The organism is Limosilactobacillus urinaemulieris, from assembly GCF_014838745.1.
GTDB classification, from domain to species: Bacteria; Bacillota; Bacilli; order Lactobacillales; family Lactobacillaceae; genus Limosilactobacillus; species Limosilactobacillus urinaemulieris.
Genome location: NZ_JABUXR010000002.1, coordinates 153,127 through 180,010, shown reverse-complemented (window position 1 = coordinate 180,010; position 26,884 = coordinate 153,127). Strand labels below are relative to the sequence as shown.

The 26,884-nt window shown below is 39.4% G+C and carries 29 protein-coding genes, 1 tRNA gene and 1 pseudogene; 26 read left to right on the top strand and 5 right to left on the bottom strand.

All coding sequences use genetic code 11. The annotated features are described in order from the left end of the window. The first annotated feature begins 352 nt into the window (after window positions 1–352). The 9 genes from HUK45_RS01960 to trxA all read left to right on the top strand — a co-directional run bounded on the left by HUK45_RS01960 (window position 353) and on the right by trxA (window position 10,340). Window positions 353–1,306, top strand: coding sequence for a DHH family phosphoesterase (locus tag HUK45_RS01960; RefSeq protein ID WP_191910846.1), 954 nt, complete (start codon window positions 353–355; stop codon window positions 1,304–1,306). A 16-nt stretch (window positions 1,307–1,322) separates the two neighbouring features. Continuing rightward, on the top strand, window positions 1,323–2,699 hold the full coding sequence (locus HUK45_RS01955) for a DEAD/DEAH box helicase (protein ID WP_191910845.1): 1,377 nt from the start codon (window positions 1,323–1,325) through the stop codon (window positions 2,697–2,699). Between the two features lie 258 nt (window positions 2,700–2,957). Then, entirely contained in the window at window positions 2,958–5,612 is a 2,655-nt protein-coding gene (gene alaS / locus HUK45_RS01950) for an alanine--tRNA ligase (protein WP_191910844.1), read from the top strand. 210 nt (window positions 5,613–5,822) lie between these two features. Then, window positions 5,823–6,068 carry an IreB family regulatory phosphoprotein gene (locus HUK45_RS01945; RefSeq protein WP_102169422.1) on the top strand — a complete coding sequence of 82 codons (246 nt, stop codon included), beginning with the start codon at window positions 5,823–5,825 and terminating at the stop codon, window positions 6,066–6,068. Continuing rightward, window positions 6,065–6,508, top strand: a complete 444-nt coding sequence (ruvX, locus tag HUK45_RS01940) for a Holliday junction resolvase RuvX (RefSeq protein ID WP_191910843.1) — start codon at window positions 6,065–6,067, stop codon at window positions 6,506–6,508. Before HUK45_RS01945 ends, ruvX begins: the two co-directional genes overlap by 4 nt. 11 nt (window positions 6,509–6,519) lie before the next feature. Beyond that, window positions 6,520–6,819, top strand: a complete 300-nt coding sequence (locus tag HUK45_RS01935) for a DUF1292 domain-containing protein (protein ID WP_003717735.1) — start codon at window positions 6,520–6,522, stop codon at window positions 6,817–6,819. Between the two features lie 198 nt (window positions 6,820–7,017). After that, a complete protein-coding gene (locus HUK45_RS01930) occupies window positions 7,018–7,545 on the top strand; it encodes a CvpA family protein (protein ID WP_191910842.1) in 528 nt (175 codons plus the stop codon). 13 nt (window positions 7,546–7,558) lie between these two features. After that, the gene (locus tag HUK45_RS01925) at window positions 7,559–9,937 is read left to right on the top strand and encodes an endonuclease MutS2 (RefSeq protein ID WP_191910841.1); all 2,379 of its coding nucleotides are present in this window, start codon (window positions 7,559–7,561) and stop codon (window positions 9,935–9,937) included. Window positions 9,938–10,022: 85 nt separating this feature from the next. Next, complete coding sequence (gene trxA, locus HUK45_RS01920; protein WP_191910840.1) at window positions 10,023–10,340, top strand: thioredoxin; 318 nt, start codon at window positions 10,023–10,025, stop codon at window positions 10,338–10,340. Window positions 10,341–10,490: 150 nt separating this feature from the next. Here the strand turns inward: trxA and HUK45_RS01915 are convergent, their stop codons facing one another. Next, window positions 10,491–11,003 carry a DUF2507 domain-containing protein gene (locus HUK45_RS01915; RefSeq protein ID WP_191910839.1) on the bottom strand — a complete coding sequence of 171 codons (513 nt, stop codon included), beginning with the start codon at window positions 11,001–11,003 and terminating at the stop codon, window positions 10,491–10,493. Between the two features lie 143 nt (window positions 11,004–11,146). On the opposite strand from HUK45_RS01915, the gene murI reads away from it, so the two are divergent. The 4 genes and pseudogenes from murI to cbpB all read left to right on the top strand — a co-directional run bounded on the left by murI (window position 11,147) and on the right by cbpB (window position 13,564). Further along, a complete protein-coding gene (gene murI / locus HUK45_RS01910; protein ID WP_191910838.1) occupies window positions 11,147–11,947 on the top strand; it encodes a glutamate racemase in 801 nt (266 codons plus the stop codon). After that, the gene (locus HUK45_RS01905) at window positions 11,947–12,543 is read left to right on the top strand and encodes an XTP/dITP diphosphatase (protein ID WP_191910837.1); all 597 of its coding nucleotides are present in this window, start codon (window positions 11,947–11,949) and stop codon (window positions 12,541–12,543) included. Before murI ends, HUK45_RS01905 begins: the two co-directional genes overlap by 1 nt. Further along, window positions 12,543–13,065, top strand: a pseudogene (locus tag HUK45_RS01900) (metallophosphoesterase). The gene HUK45_RS01905 and the pseudogene HUK45_RS01900 overlap by 1 nt, the downstream one beginning before the upstream one ends. Before the next feature lie 31 nt (window positions 13,066–13,096). Further along, window positions 13,097–13,564: a cyclic-di-AMP-binding protein CbpB gene (gene cbpB / locus HUK45_RS01895; protein WP_191910836.1), complete on the top strand. Its 468-nt coding sequence runs from the start codon at window positions 13,097–13,099 to the stop codon at window positions 13,562–13,564. Window positions 13,565–13,663: 99 nt separating this feature from the next. Here cbpB and HUK45_RS01890 read toward each other — a convergent pair whose 3' ends face one another. Further along, window positions 13,664–14,533 carry a mechanosensitive ion channel family protein gene (locus tag HUK45_RS01890; RefSeq protein ID WP_191910835.1) on the bottom strand — a complete coding sequence of 290 codons (870 nt, stop codon included), beginning with the start codon at window positions 14,531–14,533 and terminating at the stop codon, window positions 13,664–13,666. 130 nt (window positions 14,534–14,663) lie between these two features. On the opposite strand from HUK45_RS01890, the gene HUK45_RS01885 reads away from it, so the two are divergent. From HUK45_RS01885 to HUK45_RS01840, 10 genes are all read left to right on the top strand, one after another. After that, a complete protein-coding gene (locus tag HUK45_RS01885; RefSeq protein ID WP_191910834.1) occupies window positions 14,664–15,095 on the top strand; it encodes a DUF948 domain-containing protein in 432 nt (143 codons plus the stop codon). Further along, entirely contained in the window at window positions 15,095–15,550 is a 456-nt protein-coding gene (locus HUK45_RS01880) for a hypothetical protein (RefSeq protein ID WP_191910833.1), read from the top strand. Before HUK45_RS01885 ends, HUK45_RS01880 begins: the two co-directional genes overlap by 1 nt. Before the next feature lie 223 nt (window positions 15,551–15,773). Next, window positions 15,774–16,781, top strand: coding sequence for a catabolite control protein A (gene ccpA / locus HUK45_RS01875; protein WP_191910832.1), 1,008 nt, complete (start codon window positions 15,774–15,776; stop codon window positions 16,779–16,781). A gap of 7 nt (window positions 16,782–16,788) precedes the next feature. Beyond that, entirely contained in the window at window positions 16,789–17,625 is an 837-nt protein-coding gene (locus HUK45_RS01870) for a hypothetical protein (protein WP_191910831.1), read from the top strand. 72 nt (window positions 17,626–17,697) lie between these two features. After that, window positions 17,698–18,435 (top strand): YebC/PmpR family DNA-binding transcriptional regulator, encoded by a 738-nt coding sequence (locus HUK45_RS01865; RefSeq protein ID WP_191910830.1) that lies wholly within the window; start codon window positions 17,698–17,700, stop codon window positions 18,433–18,435. Between the two features lie 179 nt (window positions 18,436–18,614). Beyond that, window positions 18,615–19,592 carry a competence type IV pilus ATPase ComGA gene (gene comGA / locus HUK45_RS01860; RefSeq protein WP_191910829.1) on the top strand — a complete coding sequence of 326 codons (978 nt, stop codon included), beginning with the start codon at window positions 18,615–18,617 and terminating at the stop codon, window positions 19,590–19,592. Then, entirely contained in the window at window positions 19,570–20,580 is a 1,011-nt protein-coding gene (locus HUK45_RS01855) for a type II secretion system F family protein (RefSeq protein WP_191910828.1), read from the top strand. The genes comGA and HUK45_RS01855 overlap by 23 nt, the downstream gene beginning before the upstream one ends. Next, window positions 20,580–20,951, top strand: coding sequence for a hypothetical protein (locus HUK45_RS01850; RefSeq protein ID WP_235971917.1), 372 nt, complete (start codon window positions 20,580–20,582; stop codon window positions 20,949–20,951). The genes HUK45_RS01855 and HUK45_RS01850 overlap by 1 nt, the downstream gene beginning before the upstream one ends. 65 nt (window positions 20,952–21,016) lie before the next feature. Continuing rightward, window positions 21,017–21,412: an ASCH domain-containing protein gene (locus HUK45_RS01845; RefSeq protein ID WP_191910827.1), complete on the top strand. Its 396-nt coding sequence runs from the start codon at window positions 21,017–21,019 to the stop codon at window positions 21,410–21,412. Window positions 21,413–21,424: 12 nt separating this feature from the next. Further along, window positions 21,425–22,054 (top strand): non-canonical purine NTP pyrophosphatase, encoded by a 630-nt coding sequence (locus tag HUK45_RS01840; protein ID WP_191910826.1) that lies wholly within the window; start codon window positions 21,425–21,427, stop codon window positions 22,052–22,054. On the opposite strand, the gene HUK45_RS01835 is transcribed toward HUK45_RS01840, so the two are convergent. Then, window positions 21,995–22,336 carry a hypothetical protein gene (locus HUK45_RS01835; RefSeq protein WP_191910825.1) on the bottom strand — a complete coding sequence of 114 codons (342 nt, stop codon included), beginning with the start codon at window positions 22,334–22,336 and terminating at the stop codon, window positions 21,995–21,997. The two genes, HUK45_RS01840 and HUK45_RS01835, sit on opposite strands and share 60 nt — an antisense overlap. A 140-nt stretch (window positions 22,337–22,476) precedes the next feature. Between HUK45_RS01835 and HUK45_RS01830 the strand changes: the two genes are divergently transcribed. Continuing rightward, on the top strand, window positions 22,477–22,794 hold the full coding sequence (locus tag HUK45_RS01830) for a hypothetical protein (protein WP_191910824.1): 318 nt from the start codon (window positions 22,477–22,479) through the stop codon (window positions 22,792–22,794). Window positions 22,795–22,841: 47 nt separating this feature from the next. Further along, window positions 22,842–22,912 (top strand) — tRNA-Gly (locus tag HUK45_RS01825). A 51-nt stretch (window positions 22,913–22,963) separates the two neighbouring features. Here the strand turns inward: HUK45_RS01825 and HUK45_RS01820 are convergent. Both HUK45_RS01820 and thiD read right to left on the bottom strand, forming a co-directional pair. Further along, window positions 22,964–23,896, bottom strand: a complete 933-nt coding sequence (locus HUK45_RS01820) for an L-lactate dehydrogenase (RefSeq protein WP_191910823.1) — start codon at window positions 23,894–23,896, stop codon at window positions 22,964–22,966. After that, a complete protein-coding gene (gene thiD / locus HUK45_RS01815; RefSeq protein ID WP_191910822.1) occupies window positions 23,896–24,723 on the bottom strand; it encodes a bifunctional hydroxymethylpyrimidine kinase/phosphomethylpyrimidine kinase in 828 nt (275 codons plus the stop codon). Before thiD ends, HUK45_RS01820 begins: the two co-directional genes overlap by 1 nt. Before the next feature lie 392 nt (window positions 24,724–25,115). Between thiD and argS the strand changes: the two genes are divergently transcribed. Further along, window positions 25,116–26,816 (top strand): arginine--tRNA ligase, encoded by a 1,701-nt coding sequence (argS, locus tag HUK45_RS01810; protein WP_191910821.1) that lies wholly within the window; start codon window positions 25,116–25,118, stop codon window positions 26,814–26,816. Window positions 26,817–26,884: the final 68 nt, after the last annotated feature.

The following is a 26,884-nucleotide window of genomic DNA, read 5'->3' as shown; positions in this document are numbered from 1 at the left end:
TCTGATCTTCAATTCCAAGGAGATTTAGGATAGAATTATTTTGGGACATCTGCATAACCTTCTTTACATGATTTTTGTGGTGAATTGATTGTACAACACGAGGACAGCAGTTGTCCTTTTTGTGTACAAAAAAACTGGCATTGATTTTTTATCAATACCAGAAAGTGTATACCCCGATAAATGGGTCAGGCATTCACGCGGTGAGTGTTTTGACCCATTTATTTTGCTTTATCGGGTTTGGAATGGTGGCCTAGACATTGAATTAATTTATCGGTAAAATTAATGTTTTAATCAAACTGGTTAGCAGTGCTATAATTTTAAAGAGTATTAATTTTAGAAACGGAGATACGACATGGCTGATCAATTAGAAGCAATTCTTGAACAAATTAAAAAGTATAATAAGATTATTATTCATCGTCATCAACGGCCGGATCCGGATGCTATTGGGTCGCAGATCGGTTTGGCAGAGATCCTTAAAGCATCATTTCCCTATAAGCAAATTTACGTTGTGGGGAAAGATATTCCCGGCTTAGACTGGATTGGACAAATGGACGAAATTGATGGGCAAACTTTTGATGGCGCCTTAGTAATTGTTACTGATACAGCGAATGCTCCCCGAATTGATGATCGCCGCTTTGATAACGGTGATGAGTTAATTAAAATTGATCACCATCCAAATGACAAACCATATGGTGACTTAATGTGGGTTGAACCAGAAGCATCGAGTTGTTCGGAAATGATTTATTCTTTCTACCAACACTTTGCAAAGGAATTAAAGATGCCTAAAAAGGCTGCTTCAGCACTTTATGCGGGAATTATTGGGGATACGGGACGGTTCCTATATCCCGCCACAACTCCACGGACAATGTTGGTAGCGGGCGCGTTGATGGCTGCTGGTGCTGATGCGTCAGCAATTAGTCAGCGAGAAAACGAAATTTCAGAACCAGTGGCACGCTTATCAGCCTATGTTTATGAAAACTTAACGATTAATGAGAGCGGAGCGGCTTATATTGTTTTAGATAATGATACATTGACTAAGTTTGGTCTTACTGAAGCTGGGACTTCAGCTGTCGTTTCACTTCCTGGACGAATTCAAAATGTTTTAGCATGGGCAATATTCGTAGAGCAAGAGGATGACCATTTCCGGATCCGTTTACGTTCAAAGGGACCAGTAATTAATGAGCTTGCTAAGAATCATGATGGTGGTGGACATCCACTAGCAAGTGGTGCTAAGGCGGCAGATCGTGCCGAGATTAGTCAAGTGATAAAAGAATTAGATACATTAGTAAGTGAATATCAAAAGTAACGAAGGGAGACCAATAATGGGTCAAACAAAAACATTTGCCGATTTTGATTTACAACCATACCTTTTAGATGCGATTAAAGAGATTAACTTTCACCAGCCGACTCCGGTTCAGGGAAAGGTGATCCCGTTAATCCTAAAAGGTAAAAGTGTTGTTGGGCAGTCAGCAACTGGTAGTGGGAAAACACATGCCTTTTTATTGCCGATTTTTGCCCAATTAGATCCTGCTAAACAAGAGGTTCAGGCGGTAATTACTACCCCAAGTCGTGAACTTGCCTACCAGATATACGCAGCCGCAAAGCAATTAAATAAGCACTTGCCTACACCAGTAACAATTCATAACTATGTTGGTGGAACCGATAAGCAACACCAAGTCGAGCAACTAAAGCGTCAGCAACCACAATTAGTAATTGGAACCCCAGGACGAGTATTAGACTTGATCAAGAGTCAAGCACTTGATATCCATACCGCAACTAAGTTTGTTGTTGATGAAGCAGACATGACGCTTGATATGGGATTCCTGGATCAAGTTGATCAAATTGCTAGTCATTTTCCTGATAACCTACAAATGATGGTCTTTTCTGCTACGATCCCGCAAAAATTGCGACCATTTTTGAAAAAATATATGGAAAATCCGGTGATGGAGGAAATTCCAACAGAGACCGTAATTAATCCTGACGTTAAAAACTGGTTAATGTCGACTAAGGGCCGGGATAAAAACCAGCTAATATACCAATTGCTGACAATGGGGGAGCCTTACTTAGCATTGGTTTTTGCGAATACTAAAGAGCGGGCGATTGAACTGGCCGCTTATTTAGGTGAGCAGGGATTAAAGGTTGCCTTAATTCATGGTGGTCTAGAAGCTCGCCGGCGGAAGAGAACGATGCGGCAGATTCGTGATCTTGACTTTCAATATGTTGTTGCGACAGATTTAGCAGCACGAGGAATTGATATTGATGGGGTTTCTTTGGTAATTAACGATGATATTCCAAGCGATTTGGAATACTTTATTCACCGTGTTGGTCGGACTGGTCGAAATGGGATGCCGGGAACTGCAATTACCCTTTATGCTCCTTCTGAAGATGGTTTAATTGCTAAACTGGAAGAACGTGGAATTAAGTTTGTACCAAAAGAAATTCGTCATGGTCGAATTGTTACAACTCATGATCGTAATCGTCGTCAAAATTATAGTCGTCGCCAAGCAAAACTTGATCCTTCAATGAAGGGCTTTGTGAAGAAGACCAAGAAGAAGGTTAAGCCAGGTTATAAAAAACGAATTAAGCGGGCAATTCGTGAGGATGAGCAGCAAAAGAAAAAACAAGAATTAAGACATAAAATTCGGAAAGCTAAACGAGCACGGCAACGTCAACACCGTCGTGAACGAAATAGCCGTTGATTTTGCGATTATTATTCGTTATAATATGACTCGTCTGGGACATATTAGCCAAAGCTTGCATTCCAGAGACAGCTGGGGTAGTGCGACAGTTGATGCGGCTTTGGTTAATGCTACTCATTCAAAAAATTTAATATTAAACTTACTTTTAGGTAAGAAATAAGAGGTTAACGAAATCCATCGTTGCAATCAGAGTGGTACCGCGTCTGTTCGGCGTCTCTGAAAGCAGGGATGGATTTTGTTTTTTGAAAGGGAGATATTATGAAGCAGTTAAAAAAGCTGAACAGTGCCCAAGTACGACGGATGTACTTGAAGTTCTTTGAAGAACATGGTCATAAGATTATGCCAAGTGCTTCCCTTGTGCCAGTTAATGATCCAACTTTATTATGGATTAACTCTGGTGTTGCAACGATGAAGAAGTACTTTGATGGTAAGGTTGTTCCTGAAAATCCACGAATGACTAGTTCACAAAAGAGTATTCGGACTAATGATATTGAAAACGTTGGGAAGACTGCTCGGCACCATACGATGTTTGAAATGCTTGGTAACTTTTCAGTTGGTGATTATTTCAAGAATGAAGTTATTCCATGGGCCTGGGAATTACTAACAAGTGATGACTGGTTTGGCTTTGACCCAGAACGGCTTTATATTACATACTACCCAAAGGATCATGATGCTTATAATAAGTGGCGTGAAGTTGGTGTTGCAAAGGATCACCTTATTCCTGATGAGGACAACTTCTGGGATATTGGTCAGGGTCCTTCTGGTCCAGATACCGAAATTTTCTATGATCGTGGTCAAGAATTTAATAATTTGGCCGACGACGATCCGGAAAATTATCCAGGTGGCGAAAATGAACGATACCTTGAAATTTGGAACATCGTGTTCAGTCAGTTTAACCACACTCCTGAAGATACTTATGAACCACTTCCGCACAAGAACATCGATACCGGGATGGGACTTGAACGGGTTGTTTCGATTTTTGAAAATGCGCCAACTAACTTTGAAACCGACCTCTTTATGCCATTGATCAAGCAAACCGAAGAGTTTAGTGGTAGTAAAAAGTATGGCGAAAGCAAGGAAGATGATATTCAATTCAAGATCATTGCTGATCATATTCGGACCATTACCTTTGCTATCGGTGATGGTGCACTTCCTTCGAATGTTGGTCGAGGCTATGTTATTCGTCGGCTTCTTCGGCGAGCGGTTGTTGCCGGAAAGAAGCTGGGAATTGACGAACCATTCCTTGCTAAAATGGTACCAACTGTTGGTAAGATCATGGAAGATTACTATCCAGATGTATTAGAAAATGCAGACTACATTGCATCAGTAATCAAGTCCGAAGAGGATCGTTTCAGTGCAACGTTAAATGGCGGTCTAAACCTTTTAAACAACGTGATTGCAAATGCTAAGAAGGATGGCAGCAATGAAATTGACGGACGAACCGCCTTCAAACTTTATGATACCTACGGCTTCCCAATTGAACTTACTAAGGAATATGCCAGTGATGAGGGCTTGACGGTTGATGAAGATGGATTCCAAGCTGCAATGACTGAACAGCAGAATCGGGCACGGAACGCTCGTGATATGGATAACGGAATGGGTGTTCAAACGGATCTCTGGACAGACTTCAAAGAGGCTAGTCGTTATGTTGGTTACACTGACTTAACTGTTGACGATGCTAAGGTAATTGGTTTGGCTCATGATGGCGAACAGGCTGATGATGCCCAACCTGGTGATGAGAATATTGAAGTCATCTTTGATGTAACCCCGTTCTATGCTGAGATGGGTGGCCAAGTTGCTGATACTGGTGACATTATTGATAATTACGGAAAGAAGGTTGGTCGGGTTGTTGATGTTCAACATGCTCCTAACCAACAAAATCTTCACCGGGTTGAATTAAATGCCCCATTGAAAAAGGGTGCCCGTTACAAATTAGTTGTTGACCGGATTCGTCATTTAAAGATTGAAAAGAACCATACTGCTACGCACCTGCTTGATCAAGCATTGCGGAATGTTCTTGGTGGTCATACTCAACAAGCCGGTTCACTAGTTGAAGAGCATTACCTTCGTTTTGACTTTAACCACTTTGGCCAAGTTACTGCTAAGGATTTAAAGGCAGTTGAACAAATGGTTAATGAACAAATTTGGAAGGAAATTCCGGTTAAGACTGTTGAAACCGATATTGATTCTGCTAAGGAAATGGGAGCGATCGCCCTTTTCTCTGATAAGTATGGTGATAAGGTTCGGGTTGTTAAGATTGGTGATTACAACACTGAATTCTGTGGTGGTGATCACGTTAAGAATACAAATGAACTTGGCCTTTTTAAGATCGTTTCTGAAGGAGGAGTTGGTGCTGGAGTACGGCGAATTGAAGCGGTAACTTCAAGTGATGCCTTTAACTTCCTCCAAGATCGGGATGATCTTCTTAATAAAGTGGCTACTGATTTGAAGGTTGCCCAAATTAAGGAAGTTCCTCACCAAGTTGAAGCTTTACAAAGTGACCTTAAGGAAGCACAAAAGCAAAGCACTGCACTTCAAGCTAAAATTGCTGCCCAGCAAGCTAACAATGTCTTTGAAAATGTTCAGAAGACGGCTAATGGTAGTTTAATTGCTGCTGAAGTTCAGGTAGCAGGGATGGGTCAACTTCGTCAGTTAGCTGATAGTTGGCGAGCAAAGAGCCTGTCAGACGTTCTTGTTTTGGGAACCGCTAATGATGGTAAAGCTAATTTATTAGTTGCTGTTAGTGATGACAAGGTTAAGGATGGCTTAAAGGCCGGTGATTTAATTAAGGCAATTGCTCCTGCCATTAACGGGGGCGGTGGTGGACGACCAAACCTTGCACAAGCAGGTGGGAAGAAGCCAGAAGGAATCCAAGATGCTCTTAAGCAAGCAACTGATTACTTGAATAATTAAATAAATAATTGAAGCCTTCACTAATTCTTTGTTAATGAACGGTGGTTAACTTTAGAAGAGAGCGACCATTAAAAAGTCATTTATGACTTTGGGTGGTTGCTCCCTTTATTTTTCAAGCGAGTGAATTGTGATTTACCAATGATTATAGTAAAATTGAACTATGAATAGTCACTGGAGGTGACAAGTGTGTCAGGGAATAATGATAAGACGATGTTTTTTGATTTTGGTCAAAATGGTCAAGAAGATATCAAACAAACATTAAAAACTGTTTATGAAGCACTAGAAGAAAAGGGGTATAATCCTATTAACCAAATTGTTGGGTACCTTCTTTCAGGTGATCCGGCTTATATTCCACGGTTAAATGATGCGCGGAACCTTATTCGTCAGCATGAACGTGATGAAATTATTGAGGAGTTAGTGCGGTCATATCTTAAAAACAATGGGGAAACCAAATGAGGTTATTAGGATTAGATGTTGGTTCAAAAACTGTTGGAATTGCGGTTAGCGATCCTCTCGGCTGGACCGCTCAGGCAGTTGAAATTATCCCTATTAATGAGGATGAAGAAATCTTCGGAATTGATCGGGTTGCTGAAATCGTTAAGCAAAAGCAAATTGCAGGATTTGTTGTTGGCTTGCCGAAAAATATGAATAATACGGAGGGCCCCCGTGTCGAGGCATCACATCATTATGGCGAATTGCTTAAGAAGCGCTTCCCGTCGATTCCGGTTGATTTTCAGGATGAACGGTTAACAACTGTAGAAGCTCACCGGATGTTGGTTGAAGAGGCTGATATTTCACGGGCTAAGCAGAAGAAGGTAATTGATGAGGTCGCTGCCACCTTTATTTTGCAAAGTTACTTAGATCGTCACGGCAAACTTGTCCAAGTATTGAAATGAGGTAAAAATTAATGAGTAAGCAACAAAATACAGATGACCAAATGATCACCCTAGTTGATGAGAACGGTAATGAACAGCTTTTTAAAGAGTTATTTACGTTTGATTCAGATGATTGGGGAAAATCATATATTTTTATTTATCCAGCTGAACAAGAAAATGACGATTCAGTAGATATTCAAGCCTATATTATTGCTGATAACCAAGATGGTGATGGTGAAGACTTGGTACCGATTGAAGATGATAAAGAATGGGATATGGTTGAAGAAGTTTTAAATACTTTCTTGGATAATGATGGAAACTTTAAGGCTTAAAGCTAACTGTATTCTATAAAAGGCTGGGTAGTAACCTAGTCTTTTTTCGATCTTAAATATACTAAACATTGACCTTGCTAAGAGAGGAAGAAGTAGAAGCGTGACAGTCACTGTTCATGGCTTCGTTTTTTATCTCTGGAATAGAAGAGGTATCATATAGTGCTTGGGCTCTTTTTGCTTTTGATGGGGGATTGACGATTGGTTCTTTCAACAATTATTTTATTACTACTAATAGTCAGCGTTATTCGTGGCTATCGGAATGGCTTATTATCAATGATTATTACGGGACTAACATTCGTTATTAGTTACTTTGGTGCTAAATTTTTAGCACCAGTAATTGGGGACTGGTTGACGAACTTTTTTCCTGAAATTAATCATGGAACGACAATTTCGGGAGAAGCCCTTGCGAGTTTAAACCTGAGCCAATTCTTTTATCGGGGAATCGCTTTTACTAGCTGCTTTGTTATTTTGATGATAGTTATTCGTCTCTTGTTACGACGGCTAAAATGGTTCGCAAAATTACCGATTTTAGGAACCATTGATCGCTGGATTGGTGCAATATTAGATTTTATTATTTGTTATGTAATTATCTTTGTCTTACTAATGGTCTTCCAATTGTGTCCTGTTGGTTGGTGGCAAGTTCAGTTAGCTAATTCGGAAATTGCTCAACTAATAATTAGGGAGACACCATTTTTGACGCAGACGCTTATTAATTTTTTAGGTTAGAAAGGAAAGAAAAGTGGATCAAAAAACAATTTCAACAATGGAATTTGATCAGGTTAAGCATGAACTAGGACGTTATCTGGTCTCAGCTGCTGGTAAACGCGAGTTATCAACATTAACACCATCAGCTGATCATGATCAAATTCAATATTGGTTAGATGAAACAACCGATGGCGCTGATATTTTACGGTTAACAGGGGGCATTCCTATTCCAAAATTAAAGAATATTCAGCCTCAGTTAAAACGATTACGAATCAATGCTAATTTAAACGGAACCGAGCTTGCGCAAATTACTAAGGTTCTTCAGACTAGTATGAGTGTCAAAAACTTTTTTACTGAATTTAAGGAACAGCAAAAAATTGAATTACGAGTAATTAATGAATCTGTTCAACAACTAATAACAATTCCAACAATTACTAAACGATTAATTCAATCAATCGATCCTGATGGTCGGGTTACAGACGAAGCCTCAACCAAACTTCATGGAATTCGGCAATTAATTAGCAAGACTGAAGCAGAGATTCATCAGCGGATGGAGCGGTTTACTCAGGGAAAAAATGCCAAGTACTTGAGTGATGCGATTGTAACTGTCCGTAATGATCGATATGTTGTCCCGGTATTAGCACGTTACAGGAACAAGTTCGGCGGTGTTGTTCATGACCAGAGTGCCAGTGGACAAACATTGTATATTGAACCGGCTGCAGTTGTTGAGTACAATAACCGTCTGCGTCAGGCTCAAATAGAAGAAAAACAGGCTATTTTAGAAGTATTAGCAGAATTATCAGCTCTTATTTCCCCATACCGAAGCGAAATTGCTGCGAATGCAAAGATTTTGGGACACCTCGACTTTATCAATGCTAAAGCTCGTTTTGCCCGCGATCATAAGGATAGTTTGCCATTACTCAGTACTGATAATAAGGTGATTATTCGTCAGGCTCGGCATCCTTTAATTGATCCACAAAAGGTTGTTGCTAATGATATTAAGATTGGGGACGAATACCAGTCAATTGTGATTACCGGACCGAACACTGGTGGGAAGACGATTACCCTTAAAACTTTTGGCTTAATTCAAATGATGGGTCAGGCGGGGTTATTTATTCCAGCTCAGGAAGGAAGTACGATTGCGGTCTTTGATAATATTTATGCAGATATCGGTGATGAGCAATCGCTTGAACAAAATCTGAGTACTTTTTCCGGTCATATGGAGAATGTGAAATCAATTCTTGAACGAATTACTAGTCGAAGCTTAGTTCTTCTTGATGAATTAGGTGCCGGAACTGATCCTAAAGAAGGTGCCGCTCTCGCAATGTCAATTCTTGACTACATTGCAAGTAAGGGCAGTACCGTGGTGATCACTACTCATTATCCAGGGTTAAAGGTTTATGGCTATGATCGTCCAGGAACGGTTAATGCTAGTATGGAATTTGATCAGGAAACTCTTAAGCCAACCTATCACCTTCTTTTAGGAATTCCTGGGCGTTCAAACGGAATTGAAATTGCTCAGCGGCTAGGAATTAATCAGATCGTTATTGAGGAATCTAAGTCCCTAGTGAGTGAGGACAGTCAGGATCTTAACCAAATGATTGGGGAGTTAGTTGAACAACGGAAAGCTGCTCGTGAAGAAAAGGAACGGTTAGAGAAATTATTAGTTGCTAACCGCGAAAAGCAAGCTGATTTAACAAATAAGTTAGATCGGTTTAATGAACAACGAGATTCGCTATTGGCGAAAGCACGGAATGAAGCTAACCATGAAGTGTCAATGGCTAAGAAGAAGGCTGACCGGATTATTCATCACCTGCGTCAGTTAGAAATTAGTCAAGGCGGAAACGTTAAGGAAAATGAATTAATTGATGCACAAGGAGCGTTGAATGCCCTCCACCGTGAAGATCCGCGTTTGAAGAGGAATACAGTTTTACGCAGGGCAAAAGAGAAGCACGACCTTCACGTTGGGGATGCGGTTCTTGTTAAATCCTATGGTCAACAGGGAGAATTACTGTCGAAACGTGGTAAGCATAAGTGGGAAGTTCAAATTGGAATTCTCCGGATGGAAATTGATGAGAATGATCTTGAAAAAATCAGTCATAAGCAGTTACGAAAAGAAGAACGTGCAAAGGAAAAGGTCAGTTCTGGAGTTAGAACAACCCAAACTCGACAAACTAGTGCGCGGTTAGATCTTCGCGGTTATCGTTATGAGCAGGCAATGAGCGAATTATCCGCCTTTATCGATCACGCATTACTGAATAACCTTTCGAGTGTAACAATCATTCACGGTAAGGGAACTGGTGCTTTACGAAAGGGAACCCAGGAATATCTTCGGTCTAATCCGCGAGTAAAATCGTTTGATTATGCAGCACCAAATAACGGCGGTGATGGAGCAACAATCGTTAATTTATAAATACTTCTAAAAAGTAAGCATATTATCTGACAAGATTGGCAGACTTTGATATACTATGGGTAAATCAATCGAGGAGGAATTTAATATGACTGTTAAAGTAACAACGGATCAAACCTTTGAACAAGATACTTCTACTGGTGTAAGTTTAACTGATTTTTGGGTAACTTGGTGTGGCCCTTGTCGGATGCAGTCACCAGTAATTGAAAACTTATCAGAAGAAATGCCAAATGTTCACTTTACAAAGATGGATGTTGACCAAAACCGTCAGGTACCTCAAGAGTTTCAAATCATGAGTATCCCAACCTTACTGATTAAGAAGGATGGTAAGGTAGTGGATAAAGTAGTGGGTTATCACTCAAAGGAACAATTGAAGCAATTGCTTGAACAATATGAGAATGCTTAAGCTAAGCATTGATTAAAGAAGTCGCTGGTTACGATCTAAACTGGGCTATTCGAACTTTTATGGTGAGGCTTAGTAAATCAGGGGACATAGCTAACGAAAACCGGCTGAGAAAAACATTTTGCTTTTTCTCAGCCGGTTTTTTGTTAGCTCTTAATTATCCTGCTTCTTGTCATTTGCGGATCGACGGTTGTGAAGATCAAGGAACGTTATTAACTCCGTTCGTTCACTATCAGCTTTATTTTGCGGATCATTTTTAACCTCGATGAAGATACAGTCCTTTTTTCGCTCACTAAGTTCAGCTTCAGCAACGGTCATTAGTTGAAACTCAATTTCTTGGGCGATGAATCCAATTTCAAGACCAAAGGATGTTTGTTCGCCATTTTGCTTGATCCGTTCTTGAACAATGGGACCGCTTAGTTTCCATTGTTGACTAGTAGTGGTTTTCTTTTGCAGTGATAGTTCACCGAATCCCAATTGTCTGGTGATTAGTTGCAGATCCTCAAGCGAGCCAACGGGAAATTGTCTGGCGACATCTTTTCCAATCCAGTAAAGCATTTCATCGGTTTCTTTACCAAGAATTGCGGGGAGAATAACATCGCGAAGACTTCCGTTCATTAGTCCCCTGTGACTATTTAGCAGTGAATCATATAACTTTTGGCTCATTGATTAATACTCCTTTTGAAGAATCAATACTATTATACTGAATAATTAAGGAAAAGACGGTGATTTTACTCGAAAACTTGCAAAAGATTTGAGAAAATTAAATAATATAGTTTCAAGGATTTCTAAAGAATGAGGTGCATAAAATGGATAATCGACCAATCGGGGTAATGGATTCAGGCTTAGGGGGGCTTTCCGTTGTCCGGGTCATCCAACGAGAACTTCCCAATGAATCTGTTATTTTTGTTGGAGATGAGGGGCATTTCCCTTACGGTACTAAATCACAAGAACTTGTCCGCCAACTAGTTTTAAAAATTGGCCGCTTTTTAGCAGCACAGCCGGTAAAATTAATGGTAATTGCCTGTAATACCGCTACGGCAGCTGCTTTATCAACCGTCCAAAAGGAACTGCCAATTCCAGTTATTGGTGTAATTAACCCTGGGGCAACCGCTGCAATTGAAAGTAATTCAAGACGAATTGGCGTTATCGCAACTGAGTCGACTACTAAGGATGGTGCCTATGTGCGTGAATTACAAAAGCTTGATTCTCAAGTTAAAGTGATTAGTAAGGCAACCCAACCGTTAGTAGCGATTGTTGAGCATGGTAAGACTGGAACCAGAGAAGCACAGCAAATAGTAGATCAACAATTAGCATCCTTTGATCAGGAACCAGTGGATGCATTAATCTTAGGGTGTACTCATTTCCCGTTTCTTGCCAATGAGATTAGGCAAAAGATGGGGAACAAAGTAAAGTTAATCGATCCAGCACTAGAAACGGTTAACCAAGTCAAAAAATTATTGACCACTGAACACCTATTAGCACAGCATCCCGCTAGTTATCAGCTCTATTCTACTGGTGACCGCAATGATTTAATTGCTGGTGCAGATAAGTGGTTACATGGTCATTATGATAGTTGTAATAATTTGGATTTAGAAGGAGAAAATTAATGGATTCTCTAGTAATCGCAACTAAAAACCAAGGGAAAGCACGTGAATATCGTGAAATGTTTGCTCCCTATAATATTGATGTGAAGACACTGGCTGATTTTTCGGTACCGATTAAGATCAATGAGAATGGGGCAACCTTTTTAGAAAATGCCACAATTAAGGCACAAACCGTAATGGCAAAGTTGAACGTTCCTGTAATGGCAGATGATTCCGGATTAGTGGTTGATGCGCTGAATGGTGCTCCAGGAGTTCATTCAGCACGTTATGCTGGCGATCATGATGATCAAGCAAATAATAAAAAGTTGCTTTGTGAATTATCAGGAGTACCTACTATGAAGCGGACAGCTCACTTCCATACTACGATTGTTGCTTTAAAACCAGATGGTGCCAAGTTAGTTGCTAATGGTCGAGTTGATGGGCGAATATTAACAAGTCCTCGTGGCAAAAATGGCTTTGGGTATGATCCATTATTCTATGTCGAAAAATTTGACTGCTCGATGGCAGAATTAACTGCTGAACAAAAAAATTCAATTAGTCATCGTGGACAAGCACTAGAAGAATTTCTTCAACATTTTGCAGAATGGTGGAATAAATAATGAAGGCATTAATTGTTAGCGATAATCATGGCGACCAAAAAATCTTGAAGGAGATTCAGGATGAGTTCGCTACGCAGGTCGATGTTTTGATCCATTGTGGTGATTCAGAATTACCAAATGATTCTGTCGAGATGACTCATTTTCAGGCGGTTAAGGGAAATAATGATTGGGGCTTAAATTACCCTCCGCAGCTAACTTTGACGGTTAAAGACACTAAATTCCTAGTTGTTCATGGTGATCATGATCAGGTTAATTATTCATTAACACCATTAATGCTTAAAGCCCAATCACTTGGTGCGCAAGTAGTTTGTTATGGTCATACTCACCAATTAGCAGTCTCAATGGATGCAGGGATCCTTTTTATCAATCCTGGGAGCATTAGTCTTCCCCGTGGTGAATACTCACGAATTGGGGGGAACATTTGCACTTGTAGAGATTACAAAGAAGCAATTTATTGTTGATTACTATAACCGGAATTGTTCGCCAATTTCTGAACTACATTTTGAATTTAATCGCTCTTAAAATTAATTAAAAATGAAGGGTGGACTAATTAATGATTGAAGAACATCTCCAGAAATTACTACTTCAGCGCCGCGAAAAATTTATGATTCCTGCTAGTTTAGTAGCAACGGTGAATGTTAATAACAGCCTTGATCATGCATTCTTAGTATTGACGAAAGATCGGTATGCTAAAATTATCGTTGTTGATAATGAAAATCATTATCGTGGGCAGCTTTCTTTAGCAATGATTACTGATCGGCTGTTGGAAACGGAGCAAATTAACGTTAATAAGTTGAATGAACTAACGGTTGCCGATGTGATGCAAACCAATACGCCTATAATTCAGGATCCGTTTGATGTCGAAGAGAATCTTCGTTTAATGATTGATCAGTCATTCTTGGCGGTTGTCGATCGTCAGGACCAGTTTTGTGGGATTGTGACACGGCGAGAATTACTAAAAGCAGTTAGTTATACTTTGCATGAATTCGGGAAAGACTATAAAGTTATACCGAAAAAATAGTAATATTCGGGATGAAAAGAGAAAACAAGCTTCAAAAGGTTGGTAAATCTGGACCTTTGAAGCTTGTTTTGTATTGCATCGTTACTGTTACTTAATTTTTTAACTATTTTGACTTGGACTAGACTCATTATCCCAGCCTAGCGGAATTTTATCTTTTCGTAATGCCTTTAAGTAGTCTGAAAGGAAGCGGCTAGCAATTTTATCCTGAACGCCATTTTGCGTGGTAATTGTAACACGAAAGACTAGTTGACCACCGACATTAACGGGGCCAACAATTACTGGTGTAGAACGGAGCTCAGGGATGGTGGCCACCAACTTTTTATTTTCTGCACTAATAATTTCAGCGATTTTTTCTAATGGTGCCTTGGCAGAGATACGAATATCAACGTTAGCGACCATGTTATTCCGTGAAAAATTTTGCACAGTTGTAATATTCCGATTGGGAATGTAGTTAAGTGTTCCATCACTACTTGTAATTTGGGTTGTCCTGAGCCCAAGTGCGGTGACTGTTCCCTTGATTGAATCAACCTTTACAACATCACCGACGTCTAGCTGCTGTTCTAAAAGGATGAAAAAGCCAGTAACCATATCACTGACAAAACCTTGGGCACCTAGTCCTAAAGCAATACTAAAGATCCCAGCTCCAGCAATTAATGTCCCGACTGGAACACCAATTTCTGATAGAATGGCGTAGAGTAGAAAAAAATAACACGTATAGCGATAGATGTTTAAGGTAAGGGCATGGATAGTAGCAACCCGGTTACTTGATTGGAGAAATTTAACGTGGTTTGATTCAACGAATAAGTGATCGATAATTAACCGTCCTAACCAGAGAAGGACGCAGAAGAGTAAAAGAGTAACTACGATTAAGAGTAATCGACTAAAAAAATGTTGTGAAATTTCATGCCATGATAAGTCAGTAAAAACTTTAGTAACCTGTTGGACTTGCTTGTTAAGCACCGAATTCATTATTTTCCTCCTTAAAAATACTTATTTTATTGTACAAGCCATTGGATCAATTGTCGAATGGGAGTTAGGTATGCTATTCTACTAATGTGGGTAGAATTATCGAGATTTCTTGATAGGAAGGGGATAAATAATGACAATTGGTGAATTAGCTGGTCTTATTGCAGCAATTGCATTCGTTATTTTGGTTGTTTTTGCTTGTATTTCACTTAGTCGAGTAAGTAAGGTTCTTAAGGAGACTAATGAATCAGTTAAAGTCTTATCAGATGATGTTGATACTTTAAGCAAAGAAACCGAAAAGCTGCTGGGAAATACTAATAGTTTGTTGGAAGATTTGAATAAGAAATCTGTTGAGCTTGATCCGGCAGTTAAAGCAGTTGCTGATGTTGGTCAGAGTGTTTCGAATGTCAACGAAGCGGTTAATAACTTTGTTGAACGTCATGAAGAACGCCAAAGTAAATTTTCTGGATTTACCAAATTGGCAACACAAGCTGTTGTCATGAGCGCATGGCGAAAAATACGTCAGCACCGACAAACAAAAAAGGCAAAGGAGATGGATGAATAATGAGTAAGAATTTATTGTTAGGAACCATCCTTGGTGGTGCCGCTACTTATGTTGTATGGAAGTGTCTATCTGATAAGCAAAAAAATAATATTAAGAAAAATGTTAATTCATATGTAAATGAAGTTGCTGATGCTTCCACTGACTATGCATTAAATGCTCTTGACATTATTGATGAAAAGCTAGCCGAACATGATGCAAGTGAAAAGTTAGATGACTTAGGTAGTCGTTTTAGTAAGACAGCAGATAAGGTTAAAAGTAAGGCAAATCACGTAGTTGATCACTTTACTAATGATGACTTCGATAAGGAAACGGCAGAAATTCGGCAGCAACTTGCTAAAAACAGCGATCCTGATATCATCATTGATGCCACAAACCAAACTAATGCATCAGCTAAACCGGATAATCAAGATTCTAAGAGTGATTCAGCTGAAGAAAGTAAAACTGATAAGGACTAGTCAGTGACTTTTAATTTAACGAAGAATCAATCAACAATAAAAGCGATTAAGACTGATAATATCAAAAAGTGGTGTTATTGGCCTTTTTAGATCTGATAATCCCGCATCATTAACTAATTGAAAGTTAAATTTTTTTATGATAACGTTTGCCAAAAGAATATTGATCTGCTATATTAATGTGGTTATGAAAACAAATAAAAACAGTAAAGAAAGGGCTATCAATATGGAGAAACAAGCAGTTACTATTTATACTGTAGCGCGAGAAGCACGAGTCTCAATGGCTACCGTTTCACGGGTAGTAAATGGGAACCCAAATGTTAAACCTGAAACTCGTCAAAAGGTTCTTGATGTTATTAAAAAGTTAAACTATCGGCCTAATGCGGTTGCTCGTGGTTTAGCTTCAAAGAAGACAACAACGGTTGGGGTAATCATTCCTAGTGTTACTAACCCATACTTTGCCGAACTTGCCTTAGGAATTGATGATATTGCAACCATGTACAAGTACAATATTATCTTGACTAATTCAGACTTTAATGATGATAAGATTTTAAAGGTTGCTCGTGGTTTACTTGCAAAACAAGTTGATGGGATTATCTTTATGGGTCATGATATGTCAGCTGAGTTACAGCAAGAATTTGCAGCTTCCAATACTCCGGTAGTTGTTGCTGGCTCTATTGTTAACGATGATAAGCTTGCAACAGTTCGGATTGACTATCAGAGTGCTGCTAAGGAGGCAACAAATTACTTGTTAGATCATAATGATGATCGAGTTGCTTTTGTTGTTAGTTCTCTTGACTATTCAATTAACTCTAAGTACCGGTTAGCTGGATATAAAGAGGCATTGGCAGAACATGGAATTCCATTTGAGTCTAAATACGTGATCGAGACAAATGGTGATTATAATCGCGCCTATCAACAAGCTGATCACTTAATGGAACAGGGGATTAAGGCTGCTTACGTTAGTGATGACGATCTAGCTGCTGGACTCCTAAATGGCTTGACTGATAATGGTGTTAATGTTCCCGATGACTTTGAAATTGTTACTTCGAACGATACAACATATGCCAAGATTACTCGGCCAACCTTAACCTCAATCACACAACCCCTTTACGACATTGGTGCAATTTCAATGCGACTCTTAACGAAGATGATGGATGGCGAGGTTAGCGACACTGACGATGTAATTCTTGATCACGGAATTATTGAACGACAATCCACACGACGGGGTTAATAAGATCGTGGAAACGCGAAGTGCAATTCGTCGTAAACAGCAACCAAAAACGCTAAACAATGGTTTGGAACAGCCACATCGTCATCCGCTAGTGATTGTTTGGGGAACAATTTTAGTTGTTTTATTAATGATCGCGTTAATTTTAAACCAAACATTCCTGAATGCACGATTCATTAACCACGAAATTTCTCGCTCGAACTTATCGTCAACGTTAATGGAAACTGTTAATAGTAACCTATCGCAGTATGGAATATCAACTACAGCTTTATCTGATAAAGAGGCGAATAAACTGGTTACTCAAGCTGTTGATCAGGTTTATTCTGGGAAAAAAATTAAACTTAACTTGCAACCGGTAATAAATAATGTTGATAATTCAGCTTCACAAATGGCTGCAAGGTATGGAATATCTGCTGGGGTTACTAATTCAATGACTTCTGGTGTTAGCGGTGAAGTTGCAAGTGCGATTAATAGTCAGTTAAATACTTCACAGGTTAAGCAATTTACTAGTATGATCTCAATTGCCAAAACGGTTGATCATGTAATTGCCTTAATCTCCGCAATTGGTTTAGGATTAATGATCCTAGTTGCAGTTTTAAGGAAGTACTTTATTCGATCATTTTCGTGGGTTGGCTTGTGGAGTTCACTAATTACTTATGTTTTAATCCTTGGTCTGGGAGAAATTGTCAATCAGATTGGAAGTAACTATCCGGATTTTAGCTCCTTTACAGCTCAGTTAGGGACGGATTTCCATTCCCAAGCAATCAGTTCTTGGTTAATCCTCCTAATATTCACGATTGTTTTATTTGGTTGGCGAATAGTTAGGGGAGTCTTAAAAAGACGGTGACCTTGAATTTCAGAAGGAGATCTGCTAAAATCTACCTGTTTATCACATTAATTAAGAAAAGAGGAGTCAGTAATGTCAGGACATTCAAAATGGCATAACATTCAGGGACGGAAAAACGCCCAAGATGCTAAGCGTGGTAAGATTTTCCAAAAGATTTCACGTGACTTATACCAAGCAGCTAAAGCAGGTGACCCTGATCCAGCGAACAATGCTCAATTACGTTTGGTAATTGATAAGGCACACGCCGCTAACATGCCAAAGAAGAACATTGATCGGGCAATTGCTAAGGCTTCTGGTATCGGTGGCGCAAAGTTTGAAGAAGTTACCTATGAAGGTTACGCCCCAGGTGGTGTTGCTGTAATGGTATCTGCTTTGACTGATAACAAGAACCGGACTGCTGCTGCGGTACGTTCAGCATTTACCCATGCGGGAGGTTCGCTTGGTGCTAGCGGTTCAGTTTCATACATGTTTGACCGGAAAGGATTAATTGAAGTCCTTCGTGATGGCCTTGATAAGAGTGAAGATGATATGTTAATAGATGCACTTGATGCAGGTGCAGATGACATGAAGGCAAGCGACGAAAAGTTCCAAATCTTCACTGATCCAAGTAATATGACTAGTGTTCGTGATGCTTTACAAGAAAAGGGTTACGAACTGGATACTGCTGAAGTAACCATGATTCCACAAAACCGGACTGCAGTTCCAGAAGATAAGGTTAAGCAATATAACCATCTTATTGACGAGTTGACTGCTAACGATGATGTTGCGGATATCTATGAAGCTGGTCAGCTACCAGAAGATGCTGAATAGTAATAATAAAGAGATTGGTATTTCCAATCTCTTTATTAGTTTAAATAATTTTTAACTTAATATGAGTTGGAAAGTGAAAGTCGACGATCAAGATTGAGAAAGAAGCAATCTTGATCGTTTTTTCTTTAAAAAAATAGAATTTGAATTAAATTCCGTTCTTTTATATTGGAGGTGACCAAATGGAAAAATTTCAAAGACTAGTGAATAATGCGATTAAAAACCGGAGTTCTGATCTTTTCATTCTTCCTTACCAGGACCACTACCGGATTCTAACTTGCGTCCAAGGTAAGAAAAGGGTGATTGCAGAATTAACGACGGCTGAGGGACAACAGATGATAGCCTACTTTAAATATCGCGGCAATATGATTATGAGTGAACATCGCCGTCCTCAAATTGGTGCACTTAAATGGCAGGTTAGTTGTAATGAAACAATTGATCTGCGTCTATCGACCGTCGGAAATTATCAAGCGCAAGAATCAATGGTTATTCGTTTTATTTATCCGTTAAAAGATATCAATTATCGAATAAATCGACCGGAGCAGTGGAACATGATCACTAAACTAACCCAATCACGTGGCTTAATATTATTTGCAGGACCAATGGGATCAGGGAAAACAACGACAATGTATCGGTTAGCTAAGGAGCTTGCAAAGAAAGAGCTTGTGATGACGATTGAAGATCCCGTAGAAATTGAGGAAGCAGCATTTTTGCAGTTACAGGTCAATGAAAAGGCGGCAATGGGGTATCAAGAGTTGCTAAAGGTTGGTTTACGGCACCGTCCGGATAACTTTATTATTGGTGAAATTCGTGATCCTGAAACGGCAAAATTAGCGATTCAAGCGGCACTTAGTGGACACCTCGTCTTAGCAACGGTCCATGCGGCAAATGCTTATGGGGTAGTTGCTAGAATGCAACAATTAGGAGTTGAAAAATATTACCTTCACCAAGGATTAACGGGAATTTGTTACCAGAGATTGTTGCCTCTCCGTGATGGAGATGCAGTTTTATTTGATGTCTTGAGTGGAAAAGAATTATCAACAGTAATTGAAGAACAAAGAATGCGGGGGATGAGCAGTGCTTGGCGCCAACAGCTTAAAAAATTACGGGAAGAAGAGAGCATTACAGTGGCAAATTATGAGAAACTCAAAAACGGGTAAATTTAACTTTCATGCTCAAGCAGAGTGGCTGTTGTTAGTTGCTGACTTATTAAAAAGCGGTTTTTCCCTGCGTCATGCGATTGAATTTTCAGGAGTAATTTTAAAAAGACACCAATTCCTTTTTCAGGAAATTAGTTTGGCAATGCAAGATGGAAAAGCGTTTGCAGAGTGCTTAAAACCGTATATAAAGACAAATTTATATTACCAGTTACTTTTTGCAGAACAGTATGGAAGTTTAGAAGAATGTTTGCAGGAAATCGGTAAGTTAATGCTCCATCAAGAAAAGCAGCGACAAAAGTTAATGACATTATTGCAATACCCATTAATTTTATTGGGATTATTGGTTAGTTTAATGGTGACGTTAAAAATATTTGTTTTTCCCGAGCTCTCTCAATGGGGAACAGGGAATCCACAAAGCAGAGCTAATTATTATTTGTTAGAAATAATTGCTTACCTTAGCGGAGGAATATTAGCTGGAAGCTTCTTAGTAGGACTACGGTGGCTAAAACTAGACCAGTTACAAAGGATTAATACATTATGTTCATTACCGGTAATTGGTAAATGCTACCAACTGTTTTATAGCTACTATGTGGTTACTAATCTTGCAATGATGATTCGTCATGGATTAACGATTAAAGAAATTTGTGTAATTGTTAGCGAAAGTTCCGAGCAAAACTTCTTATCAATACTAGGAAATCTTACGGAAACTGCAGTTAATCAGGGACATGGATTAACGGAACCGTTTAAGCGTGCACGATTCTTACCAGAAGAACTTAAAATAATTGTGGCGAAAGGATCGACTTTATCAGATCTAGGTAGTGATTTAACGGCTTTAGCTAATATTTTGTTTACTCGTTTAACAAGCCGAATTGAGCGATTATTAGCACTTATCCAGCCAATTATTTTTAGCGTGATTGCGTTAATCATTATTGGCCTTTATTTACGACTATTGTTACCGATCTATCATTCGATGCAGGGAGTGATTTAATGTTACGAAAGCGAGAAGCATTCACGTTATTAGATAGTGAAGTGAATGTTCTCTCTGATTTTAATTCGTCATTTAAACGGCAGCAGTGGACAGATTATGTTGTCTTTGGGCGAGAAAAAGGAAGTGCACAGTGGAAAATTTATAATATCGTTTATGGTGCTCACTTCCACCTGAATGGAGAAGACTTTAATCATCAACAGAGCCTTGATATCAGTGGGTACACCGAAGAACATTTGGCAGTTTCGCCAGAGTTGGTTAAGTCAGCTGAAGCCTATAAGAAACGCTTCAATCGGCGTAAAAATGTGAAAACGGTGGTCGGCTGGGTTGTATTCATTCTGGGATTACTGTTTGTTAATCATATTTTAGGTTAAGAAAATGGCACTACGAATCCTACTATTTCAGGATTGGTGGTGCCCTTTTAGGAAGGAGTGTCAGTATGAAAGCCTTATCGATTCGGTCGGACTTTGCTGCTGAAATCATGAATGGGACAAAAATTGAAGAATATCGTTCATGGTCAACTAAGTATCGGGGAGACCTGTTGATATGCAATACTGCCAAAAAGATTCATGGCTTTGTACCTGGGTACGCCCTCTGCGTTGCTAAAATTGTTGACATTGAGCAACGGCAAGGCCGGAATGGTTCTTATTATGCTTGGAAGATCGCTCCGTTTGTAAAAGATGGTTCGTATTGGATTAAGCCAATTAAAGTTAAGGGACAATTACGATTATTTAATATTGATGATCACCTGATTGAACGAGCCCCATTTACAGATATTCATAGTAAGATGGCGATGGAATGGGTCAACAAAGTAATTGCACCACTTCGGTACTAAGGAGGAATTCGATTGCAGTTTGTTATTGCTAGTCATAATCAAGCTAAAATTAAAGAACTTCAACAGATCTTTCGTATTTACAATAATGAAATAATTCCATATACGGATTTACTTCCCAAGAAAAAATTCCCTCCAGAGGGGAACCGTTCATATGAAGAAAATGCTAGTGATAAAGCGATTTTTATTAGTGAACTGCTTCCTGATAAATTAGTCATTGCAGATGATTCAGGATTATTGCTCACAGCTAGGCCCGAAATCCTTGGGGTAAGGACAGCACGCGATCTTACAAACTATCCCACACCCCATCAGTATGCACAGCACATTATTCGTCTTGTTCAAGGAAAAGACCGGACATTTATAATGCAGACCAGTATTGCTTGTGCTCACCAAGGAAAGATCATTAAAGTAGCTGATGGAATATTAAAGGGACGAATTGCAAGGACTGAACGTGGAATTAATGGCGAAGGATTTAGTCGAATTCTCATTCCATGTGGCTTAACTAAAACATTAGCTCAGATGACATTCGAGGAATGTTATCCTTATTTAACACGGGCACGAGCTGCTGAAAAACTAATTGGATTCTTAAAAGAAAATCACGATCAACGCCAAACAAAGGTTAATAATCATCCCCGCGAAAACTAATCTTGAATGACGAGGATTACCAAACGTTACAATTTTTTCACGGAAAGCATTCGCAGTAAGAATGAAGAGGATGATAGAAATGACTAACCAAATAAGATTGACGAGAAGGCTAGTCTTCCAGGTGAGAAATAGTTGAATTATCTGGCAGGTTAAGAGAATAAAGAAGAAACAACGGGTAATAATTAACCAATTACTAACGTGTTTTTCCATTTTAGCGTGAAGGCCAGCAGTAGAAGAAATGATTAAAATAACAATCGCAAATAAAATTAGAAGATTTAGCATCAGAAAGCTCCTTTCAGGATCTGATTTTATCACTGATAAGAATTTATGGGCCTTAAGAGGAACACTTTACTTGAAAAAATGTTAGAAAAAGTGTATTGTACATTATTGTGTTTACTAGAATAATGAAGAGGTGATAGCCTGTGGCTGATTTTGAAATTGGTGATCTTGTTAAGGCAAAGAAATTTGGCCCGATGGATCATGACTTTACCGGAATCGTTGAAAAAGTCTACAACAATTCTATTATGATTTCGATTCAAGACTTTGATCCTAGTGACAAGAATGGGGTTAATGAATTAAACAGTCGTGCTGTTATTCGGCAAAGTGAAGCCAAGATGATTAAGGCTGTTCCACGTACTGAAAAAGCTGACGATGAAGACGAAGATGGTGATGAGGAGTCCTCTAAGTCATCTGCTGATTCAAAGCCAACAAAAAAATCATCAAAAAAGGCTGACAAATAGTTGGATTAGCGATATACTTACTAAGTAATTGCTATTACTTAGTTTATGCGGGTATAGTTTAGTGGTAAAACTTAACCTTCCCAAGGTTGCGTCGCGAGTTCGATTCTCGTTACCCGCTTATAGAAAAAGCAAGGAAAACATTTTGTTTTCCTTGCTTTTTTCATTCCTCCTAAATTTCTTTCAGAACTGTGGAGAGCTGTTCTGCAGAGGTATGCATTTTAGCTAATTCAGTTGGTGATAACTGATATTCAATTACTTGACCGATTCCCTGGCGATTAATAATTGCAGGTGAGCCAAGGTAAAGATCATTAATTCCATATTGGCCAGTGAGGGGAGCTGAGACAGGAATTACAGTATTTTGGTTTTCGATAATTGCACAGACAATTGATGATAAACACTTAGCAACACCGTAGAAGGTTGCTCCCTTATGCTGGATAATTTTTGCACCAGCTCGACGAACTTGTTCCTCAATTTCATTCTTTTCTTCCGGCGTGAATTGAATAATTTTATCTAATGGTTGTCCATTAATCATTGCCTCATCGAAAGTAACGAATGAAGAATCACCATGTTCGCCAAGGACTTGGGCATCGACTGCATTAACTGAAATATTTAATCGCTGACTAAGAATCAACCGTAACCGCATTGTGTCAAGTGAAGTTCCCGTACCAATTACCCGCTCTTTTGGAAAACCAGAAATTCGCTGAGTTAAGGTGGTTAAAAGATCAACTGGATTACTAGAGATTACAAAAACTCCATTAAAGCCACTAGCAACGATCGGGTTAATAATCTCCTTGAGAATCTTAACGTTTTTATGAATAAGATCTAGACGACTCTCGCCAGGCTTTCGCGGTACACCAGCGGTAATAACCACGACATCGGCATCATGAGCATCTTCATAGTTGCCGGCAAAGACGTCTGTGGGTCCAGTTAACGGGGTAATATCAGCAAGGTCAAGGGCATCGCCGACTGCCTTATCATGTTGACGAGTTACGATAACTAGTTCATCAACTTCACGATTTGATTGGAGAAGGGAAAAGGCGAATGCAGAACCAACTGCACCATCCCCAACTAAGACTACTTTATGACGATAGTGATTAATCATTATAATTCCTTCTTCTTTAATTCACGTTCTGCTGCCCAATGGTTAATTGGGCCAAATTTATGACCAACCTCAAGTGGATGAGAAATAGCAGCATAAACCGCATCTTTAGCACGAATAACGGCATTCTTCACGTCCGTGCCCTTAGCTAATTCAGCAGCGATGATAGCCGAAAAAGTATCTCCAGTCCCGTTAACGTGGGTCGTATCGAAGAATGGCTTAGTTAGTTCAAACCGTGAGCCGTCTTCTAGCAGGACCACATCAACTACTTCCTTTTGAGTGGGAGCATTATGTTCACCTTTAATTACAACGTTTTTGGCTCCCATTTCATGAAGTTTGACTGCTGCATCGAACATTTCCTGGGTATCTTTCAGCTGTAGTCCGGTTAATTTTTGTGCCTCGTAAAAGTTGGGTGTAATCACAGTTGCTAAGGGAACAATTCGTTCACGGAATAATTCGTATGCTGACTGTTCAAGAAGCATTGCCCCGTGTTTAGTAATAATTACTGGATCGACAACTAATGGGCCAAAATCAACCTTAGTATACTGATCAGCCACGACATTAATTACATCATCGTTAGCAAGCATTCCCGTTTTTGCAGCAGAAATCTTGAAATCAGTAGATAATGTTTTGAATTGCTGTTCAATATAATCTTTTGGCATTACTTGCGCCGCGTCAATTCCATAAGAATTACCTGAAACGGCAGCGGTAAGGAGTCCGTGGCCATAAACACCATCTACAAAAAATGCGTGGAGATCAGCTGGCATTCCTGCACTACCGTCTGAGTCATGACCGGCAATTGTTACTGCTTGTACTTGTTGATTAATCATGTCTATCAGCAACCTTTCTTTAACGTGTTGGGAAAATTGTAACATAAAGGATTAATAATGATTCAATAAAAATCCTATTAAAAACGAAATACTAAAGGAAAAGTGGGGGGGGAAGATGATAAAGCAAATCTAAAAATCTTGTTTACAAATAAGTGGAATATGATAAACTAGACGAGAAACCGATGATTGAGGAGTAGTAATAAGGTGCAGTTAATTAGCGATCCTGTGATGGTGGAAGTCAGGAAGCTTACCCTTATGAAGGCGTGCCCCATAGGTAAAGCTTAATAAATGAGTGGAATTCTAATTCAATTAGAGTGGTACCGCGGGTAAATCTCGTCTCTAGTAAATCCTTGTTGTTTACTAGAGACTTTTTGTATAGGAGGAATTAATTTATGGATGAAAAATTACAAGTAGCGAATGCCTTAGCTGTTGCATTGCCAGATTTAGAATTAAACGAAATTGAAGAAAAGATTGAACGGCCAAAAGATTCAAACAATGGTGATTATGCCTTTCCAACATTCTTCTTAGCTAAGAGTTTACATAAAGCACCGCAAATGATTGCTAGTGAATTAATTGAAAAGATTGACCAAACTGGTTTTGATAAGGTTGTTGTAGCCGGTCCATACATTAACTTTTTCCTTGATAAAGCCAATGTTGGTGCTGGCGTGCTAGAGACAATTTTAAATGATCCGGAGCACTACGGTGAAAGCGATCTTGGTCACAAGGCTAATGTAACAATTGATTATTCATCACCTAATATTGCTAAGCCAATGGGGATGGGTCACCTTCGTTCAACAATGATTGGTGAAGCCATTGCGCGGATCCTTGAAAAGGTTAATTATAATTTGATTCGGATTGATTACCTTGGTGATTGGGGAACTCAATTCGGTAAGATGATGGCTGCTTATAAAATGTGGGGCGATAGTCAAGAAGTTCAGGACGGCTTGAAGAGTGATCCTATTAATACGCTGCTTCAACTTTACGTTCGGATTAACACCGAAGCAGATGAACATCCAGAATATACTGATGCAGGTCGGGAATGGTTTGCTAAGCTGGAACACGGTGATGAAGAAGCTTGGCGTCTCTGGCACTGGTTCCGGGAAATCTCTTTGGAACGGTTCCAACGGGTTTACGACATGTTAGATGTCAAGTTTGACTCATTTAATGGTGAAGCATTCTCAGCACAAAAGATGGAAGAACCAATTCAACTCCTTCGTGATAAGGGATTGTTAAAGAAGAGCCGTGGCGCTGAGATTGTTGATCTTGAACAATTCAACTTACCACCACTGCTGATTATTAAGAGTAACGGAACTACCACCTACATTACCCGTGATTTAGCTACTGCTTTATTCCGGAAGCGGATGTATGGTCATGCTAAGTCCCTCTACGTTGTTGGTGCTGAACAAGAAGTTTACTTCAAACAATTGCGGATGGCATTAAAGGAACTTGGCTTTAACTGGTGGGATCAAATTGAACATATTTCCTTTGGTTTAATGAACTTAAATGGTCAAAAGATGTCAACACGGAAAGGGAATGTTGTTTCTCTTGAAGATGTTCTTAATGATTCCGTTGATCTTGCTCGGAAGCAAATCGCAGAAAAGAACCCTGACCTAAAGAACGCTGACGAGGTTGCAAAGCAAGTTGGTATTGGGGCCGTAATTTTCCACGATTTGAAGAATTACCGGCGGAACGCAGTTAACTTTAAGCTTGAAGATGTTGTTAAGTTTGAAGGGGAAACTGGTCCTTACGTTCAATATGCACGGGCACGGGCTGAGAGTATTTTGCGGAAAGGCGGCATTCGTGACTTTAGCGATGTTGACTTAACTCAAGTTGGTGATGGTGCTTGGGAATTAATTAGCTTCTTAGGCCAATATGGTGAAGCTGTCAAGCGGGCTGCACTTAACTATGATCCATCGGTAGTTGCAAAGTATGCATTGGAACTTGCCAAGAAGTTTAACCAATACTATGCACATAACCGGATCCTAAATGATGATCCGCAACAACCAGCACGGTTAGCATTAACTCAAGCTGTTAGTCATGTTTTGAAGTCTGCATTGGCTCTTCTTGATGTTAAGGCTCCAGACGAAATGTAAGAGAAAAATTATTCTAAATAAAAGGAAATCGAGAATCCCTCGGCTTCCTTTTATTATTTTAAATTTTA

Excerpts from the sequence above, each read along its gene's own strand:
- HUK45_RS01960 (WP_191910846.1), top strand. The coding sequence starts at position 353 with ATGGCTGATCAATTAGAAGCAATTCTTGAACAAATTAAAAAGTATAAT.
- HUK45_RS01955 (WP_191910845.1), top strand. The coding sequence starts at position 1,323 with ATGGGTCAAACAAAAACATTTGCCGATTTTGATTTACAACCATACCTT.
- alaS (WP_191910844.1), top strand. The coding sequence starts at position 2,958 with ATGAAGCAGTTAAAAAAGCTGAACAGTGCCCAAGTACGACGGATGTAC.
- HUK45_RS01945 (WP_102169422.1), top strand. The coding sequence starts at position 5,823 with ATGTTTTTTGATTTTGGTCAAAATGGTCAAGAAGATATCAAACAAACA.
- ruvX (WP_191910843.1), top strand. The coding sequence starts at position 6,065 with ATGAGGTTATTAGGATTAGATGTTGGTTCAAAAACTGTTGGAATTGCG.
- HUK45_RS01935 (WP_003717735.1), top strand. The coding sequence starts at position 6,520 with ATGAGTAAGCAACAAAATACAGATGACCAAATGATCACCCTAGTTGAT.
- trxA (WP_191910840.1), top strand. The coding sequence starts at position 10,023 with ATGACTGTTAAAGTAACAACGGATCAAACCTTTGAACAAGATACTTCT.
- HUK45_RS01915 (WP_191910839.1), bottom strand. The coding sequence starts at position 11,003 with ATGAGCCAAAAGTTATATGATTCACTGCTAAATAGTCACAGGGGACTA.
- murI (WP_191910838.1), top strand. The coding sequence starts at position 11,147 with ATGGATAATCGACCAATCGGGGTAATGGATTCAGGCTTAGGGGGGCTT.
- HUK45_RS01905 (WP_191910837.1), top strand. The coding sequence starts at position 11,947 with ATGGATTCTCTAGTAATCGCAACTAAAAACCAAGGGAAAGCACGTGAA.
- cbpB (WP_191910836.1), top strand. The coding sequence starts at position 13,097 with ATGATTGAAGAACATCTCCAGAAATTACTACTTCAGCGCCGCGAAAAA.
- HUK45_RS01890 (WP_191910835.1), bottom strand. The coding sequence starts at position 14,533 with ATGAATTCGGTGCTTAACAAGCAAGTCCAACAGGTTACTAAAGTTTTT.
- HUK45_RS01885 (WP_191910834.1), top strand. The coding sequence starts at position 14,664 with ATGACAATTGGTGAATTAGCTGGTCTTATTGCAGCAATTGCATTCGTT.
- HUK45_RS01880 (WP_191910833.1), top strand. The coding sequence starts at position 15,095 with ATGAGTAAGAATTTATTGTTAGGAACCATCCTTGGTGGTGCCGCTACT.
- ccpA (WP_191910832.1), top strand. The coding sequence starts at position 15,774 with ATGGAGAAACAAGCAGTTACTATTTATACTGTAGCGCGAGAAGCACGA.
- HUK45_RS01865 (WP_191910830.1), top strand. The coding sequence starts at position 17,698 with ATGTCAGGACATTCAAAATGGCATAACATTCAGGGACGGAAAAACGCC.
- comGA (WP_191910829.1), top strand. The coding sequence starts at position 18,615 with ATGGAAAAATTTCAAAGACTAGTGAATAATGCGATTAAAAACCGGAGT.
- HUK45_RS01855 (WP_191910828.1), top strand. The coding sequence starts at position 19,570 with ATGAGAAACTCAAAAACGGGTAAATTTAACTTTCATGCTCAAGCAGAG.
- HUK45_RS01850 (WP_235971917.1), top strand. The coding sequence starts at position 20,580 with ATGTTACGAAAGCGAGAAGCATTCACGTTATTAGATAGTGAAGTGAAT.
- HUK45_RS01845 (WP_191910827.1), top strand. The coding sequence starts at position 21,017 with ATGAAAGCCTTATCGATTCGGTCGGACTTTGCTGCTGAAATCATGAAT.
- HUK45_RS01835 (WP_191910825.1), bottom strand. The coding sequence starts at position 22,336 with ATGCTAAATCTTCTAATTTTATTTGCGATTGTTATTTTAATCATTTCT.
- HUK45_RS01820 (WP_191910823.1), bottom strand. The coding sequence starts at position 23,896 with ATGATTAATCACTATCGTCATAAAGTAGTCTTAGTTGGGGATGGTGCA.
- thiD (WP_191910822.1), bottom strand. The coding sequence starts at position 24,723 with ATGATTAATCAACAAGTACAAGCAGTAACAATTGCCGGTCATGACTCA.
- argS (WP_191910821.1), top strand. The coding sequence starts at position 25,116 with ATGGATGAAAAATTACAAGTAGCGAATGCCTTAGCTGTTGCATTGCCA.